At 65.1% G+C, this 2,430-nt stretch carries 2 protein-coding genes; both read left to right on the top strand.

All coding sequences use genetic code 11. The annotated features are described in order from the left end of the window. Nucleotides 1–66: 66 nt before the first annotated feature. Nucleotides 67–1,893, top strand: a complete 1,827-nt coding sequence (locus IE125_RS13750; RefSeq protein ID WP_189445253.1) for an SLC13 family permease — start codon at nt 67–69, stop codon at nt 1,891–1,893. 70 nt (nt 1,894–1,963) lie between these two features. After that, nucleotides 1,964–2,430 (top strand): septal ring lytic transglycosylase RlpA family protein (locus IE125_RS19380; RefSeq protein ID WP_308430147.1); only part of this gene is annotated, 467 nt, incomplete at its 3' end.

The raw sequence follows: 2,430 nt of genomic DNA, 5'->3' as shown, positions 1-2,430 counted from the left end.
TATGCTGAGAACGCCGGCGTCGCTTTCGAGCGGCGCCGGCGTTTTCGGGATGGGAGGAGCGTCTGAATGCAGGATGCCTACTGGGTGTTCGTGGTACTGGCCATGACGCTTGTGGCCTTCGTCTGGGGCCGATTTCGCTACGATGTGGTGGCAATGGCGGCGCTGCTTGCCTGCGTGCTGCTGGGACTCGTACCCGCTAACGAGGCGTTCTCCGGCTTTGGCCATCCGGTGGTCATTACCGTGGCGGCGGTGCTCGTTCTCAGTCGGGGTTTCGAGCATGCCGGCGTGGTCGACTGGATCGCCGAGAAGACGCTGAAAGCGGGTGCCAGGCCGCTTCGGCAGCTTGGCGTGCTGACCGCGACCGTGATCGTGCTCTCGGCGGTGATGAACAACGTCGGCGCGCTCGCGCTGCTGTTGCCGGTCGCCGTTCGGGTCGCCAGAGAGCACGACACCTCGCCGTCCCTGTTGCTGATGCCGCTGGCGTTCGGTTCCTTGCTGGGCGGACTGATCACATTGATCGGCACCCCGCCCAATATCATTATCAGCACCTTCCGCGCGAGCCAGGGCGAGGGCGCCTTCGGCATGTTCGATTTTGCCCCGGTCGGCGGACTCGTCGCGATTGCCGGCTGGATCTTCATGGTGGCGGTCGGCTGGCGATTCACGCCCCGACGGCAAGGGCAGGCTTCCGCCGATGAGCTCTTCGAGACCTCTGCCTATCTCAGTGAACTCCGCGTCGTCGAAGATGCCAGGGCGGTCGGCTGGACGCTGCGCGAGCTGCGTGAGCTGTGCAGTGAACCGGTTCCCGTGCTGGCGGTGGTGCGCGGCGAGGAGCGTCTCTCCGGCCATCGCTTCTTCGGCACCCTAAAGGCGGGCGACATTCTGCTGCTCGAGGCGGACCCGGATGATCTCAAGCTGCTCGAGGACAAGGCCGGTCTCGCGATCGGCTCGCCGCGAGATGATGCCGAGAACGCCGAAGCGCCGGATTCGGAGGACGACGATAGCGCAAAGGTGAAAGGTAAGCGCCTGGATACGGAAGCGCTGCAACTGGTCGAAGTGGTGGTGCGCAATGATTCGATGATGATCAATCGGACCGTTACGCAGCTTGGGCTACTCAATCAGCATGGCGTGCAGCTGGTCGCCGTGTCGCGTGATGGCACCCGACTGAAGCGACGACTGCGGGACATTCGATTCCAGCCGGGCGATGTGCTCCTGCTGCAGGGCGACGAGAGCGGGCTGAGCGATAGCCTCGCCACGCTGGGCTGTCTGCCGCTGGCCAGTCGCAAGCTCTCGCTGGGCCAGCCGCGTCAGATGTGGCTGGCGTTGGCGATCTTCGTGCTGGCGATCGCGGCGATGATGTTCGACCTGCTGCCGGCGGCGGTAGCGATGTCGCTGGCGGCGCTGATCACGCTGGCGGCTGGCGTGCTGCCGCTGCGCGAGGGCTATGATGCGATCGAAGGCTCGGTGATCGTGCTGCTGGCTGCGATGCTGCCCGTCGGCCAGGCACTGGATACCAGCGGCGGGGCGAAGTTGATCGCCGACGGCATGCTCTCGCTCGGCAGTGGCTGGCCACCGGTGGTGACGCTGACGGCGCTGTTCGTGCTGACGCTCCTGCTCTCCAACGTCATCAACAATGCCGCCGCCGCGCTGCTGATGGCGCCCATTGCCGCCAGTCTGGCGAGCGGGTTCTCGGTCTCCCTCGCCCCCTTCCTGATGGCGGTGGCGATCAGCGCCTCCTGTGCGTTCCTTACGCCGATAGGGCATCAGTCGAATACGCTGGTCATGGGGCCTGGAGGCTATCGATTCCGCGATTACTGGAAGCTGGGACTGCCGCTCAGCGTGGTGGTGACGGCAGTGGCGATTCCCCTGATTTTGCTTATTTGGCCGTTAACTTGAGTCGATCGTCGCGTATCATCTGCCCATCTCAACGCGACACTTGCGAGAATTGGCTTTCACGATGATTTCGTTGACTCAGGCAACACGGCGGACGGCAGACGAGCGTGCCGGGCGTCTGCCGTGCTCGGCGCGGTGGCTGGCCATTGCCGCGGCGCTTCTGCTAGCTGGCTGTGCCGCCGGTCCCGGCCAGCACTCATCCGTTACGCCCGCGCAGCCGGGGCCCGTCGCTTCGCCAACGGTCGCAAAGCCTGCAGCGAAGCGCAAAGGCGCCGGTGAGCCGAACCCCCCGGTCGAGGCCGCGCGCAAGCGCGTTGGCGAGGCGACCTATTACGCCAGTTATTTCGAGGGGCGGCCAACCGCCAGCGGCGAGCCCTACGACAGCCAGGCAATGACGGCAGCGCACAAGACGCTGCCGTTCGGCACCCAGGTCAAGGTGACTGCACTGGATTCGGGCGCCAGCACGGTCGTCACCATCAACGACCGTGGCCCGTTCGTCGAAGGACGAATCATCGATCTCTCCGAAAAGGCGGCGGAGCA

The sequence above is a fragment of the Salinicola rhizosphaerae genome (genome assembly GCF_014652715.1).
Taxonomy (GTDB): Bacteria; Pseudomonadota; Gammaproteobacteria; order Pseudomonadales; family Halomonadaceae; genus Salinicola; species Salinicola rhizosphaerae.
Note: the sequence above shows the minus strand (reverse complement) of the source record. Positions and strands in the feature narration are given on the sequence as shown.

Bases quoted from the DNA above. Each gene is read 5' to 3' on its own strand.
- IE125_RS13750 (WP_189445253.1), top strand. From the start codon at position 67: ATGCAGGATGCCTACTGGGTGTTCGTGGTACTGGCCATGACGCTTGTG.